Annotated in this window: 2 protein-coding genes; both read left to right on the top strand. The window is 75.5% G+C overall.

Annotation, left to right across the window (positions count from 1 at the left end; genetic code table 11):
• Positions 1-1581: Ig-like domain-containing protein (locus tag C667_RS22520; protein ID WP_211207749.1), on the top strand; the 1581-nt coding region annotated here is incomplete at its 5' end.
• Positions 1578-1980: hypothetical protein (locus C667_RS22515; protein ID WP_004386970.1), on the top strand; the 403-nt coding region annotated here is incomplete at its 3' end. The genes C667_RS22520 and C667_RS22515, both read left to right, overlap by 4 nt.

Here is a 1980-nt window from a genome sequence, read left to right as displayed (position 1 = left end):
TTGCCGGCGAGCGTGTTCCCGTTCGCGGACGCCGACGGCGATGGCCTGGCGGGGGTGACGATCACGGCGCTGCCGCAGCACGGCAGCCTGCTGCTCGAGGGCGTGGCGGTGCAGGCCGGGGCGTTCATCCCGGCCGCGGCGCTGTCCGGCCTGGTGTATGCGCCGGCGCCGGACTACCACGGCCCGGACGGCTTCGGCTTCAAGGTGTGGGACGACTCGGGTGCGGGTGGCGGCGCGGGGCTGTCGAGCGCGGAGCAGCAGGCGCGGATCACCGTGACGCCGGTGCCCGATGCCCCCGTCAGCGCCGACCTGCCGCCGGCGAGCGACCCGGCCCGGCTCACCGTCGAGGAGGACGCCCGCCTGGCCTTGCCGGCGAGCGTGTTCCCGTTCGCGGACGCCGACGGCGATGGCCTGGCCGGGGTGACGATCACCGCGCTGCCACAGCACGGCCGCCTGCTGCTCGAAGGCGTGGCGGTGCAGGCCGGGGTGTTCATCCCGGCGGCGGCGCTGTCCGGCCTGGTCTATGCGCCGGCCCCGGACTACCACGGCCCGGACGGCTTCGGCTTCAAGGTGTGGGACGACTCGGGTGCGGATGGCGGCGCGGGGCTGTCGAGCGCGGAGCAGCAGGCGCGGATCACCGTGACGCCGCTGCCCGATGCCCCCGTCAGCGCCGACCTGCCGCCGGCGAGCGACCCGGCCCGGCTCACCGTCGAGGAGGACGCCCGCCTGGCCTTGCCGGCGAGCGTGTTCCCGTTCGCGGACGCCGACGGCGATGGCCTGGCGGGGGTGACGATCACGGCGCTGCCGCAGCACGGCCGCCTGCTGCTCGAGGGCGTGGCGGTGCAGGCCGGGGTGTTCATCCCGGCCGCGGCGCTGTCCGGCCTGGTCTATGCGCCGGCCCCGGACTACCACGGCCCGGACGGCTTCGGCTTCAAGGTGTGGGACGACTCGGGTGCGGATGGCGGCGCGGGGCTGTCGAGCGCGGAGCAGCAGGCGCGGATCACCGTGACGCCGGTGGACGATCCCGAGCCGGTGCTGGCCGTGTTCGCGACGACGCGGGAGCCCGACGCCCGCATCGAGCGCGAAGTGCCGACGACCCCGCCGTTGGCCTACTGGGCCGGATTCCGCTACGACGTGATCCAGTACGAGGTCCTGCTCGAGCCCTTCTCGTACCCGGAGGTCGACACGGGCGGCGATGCCGAGCCCTTCCTGGCGATCTCGGAGGCCTTCCAGACCTGCACGCTGCATCCCCTGCTCGGGATCGGCTGCCGCTTCGTGCCACCGGTGGTCGAGGGCGACTACCTGGCGAGTGCAGGGCGCGGCGCGCTCGCCTATGCCTCGCCCGACGCGCCCGGGCTGCCCCCCGCCGAGCTCAGGCATGACGGCACCTTCGCGTCCGCGCCCGATGCACCCGAGGCGGGCTTCAATTCCCCGTTCGTGGACGCTTACCCGCACACGCTGGCGGATAGCGAGTTTGCCGGCGTCGAGCCGGGCGAGGTCGAGCTGCCCGCGGGGGCGGTCGTGGTGCCGCAGAGTCCCGAGCCGCTGCGGCCCTCGCCGGTGGAGACCGACCGCCGATGAGCGCTGCGCTCGACCGCGACTGGCCGGGCCTGCGCGCCGACGTGCAGATGCACCCGGTGCAGCCCGGGCGCGACGGGTGCGCCGCGTGGGTGGTGGAGGACCCGGTCGGTGGGCGCTATTTCAGCGTCGGCGAGACCGAGTTCGTCCTCATCGCTGCCTTGCGCGACGGCGACCTACCCTCGGCGGCCTTGCAGGCGCTGCGCCGCCTCGGGCTGGCGCAGCCGGCGGCGGCGGAGTACGCCGCCTTTCTGCGCCAGCTCCGCGAGGCCGGCCTGTGCCGGAGCGGCGCGCGCGAGGGAGGCGAGGGGGAAGCGACCCGCGCGGGGGAGAAGGCGGGTCGGCAGGGCGGCGCGAGCCCGCGCGCCGCGGCGGGTCCGCGCTGGTGGACGCGGCTGCTGC

Source organism: Thauera phenylacetica B4P, assembly GCF_000310225.1.
In the GTDB taxonomy this organism is placed as follows: Bacteria; Pseudomonadota; Gammaproteobacteria; order Burkholderiales; family Rhodocyclaceae; genus Thauera; species Thauera phenylacetica.
The sequence above is the reverse complement of the archived record's forward strand: the minus strand, read 5'-3'. Positions and strand labels throughout refer to the sequence as shown.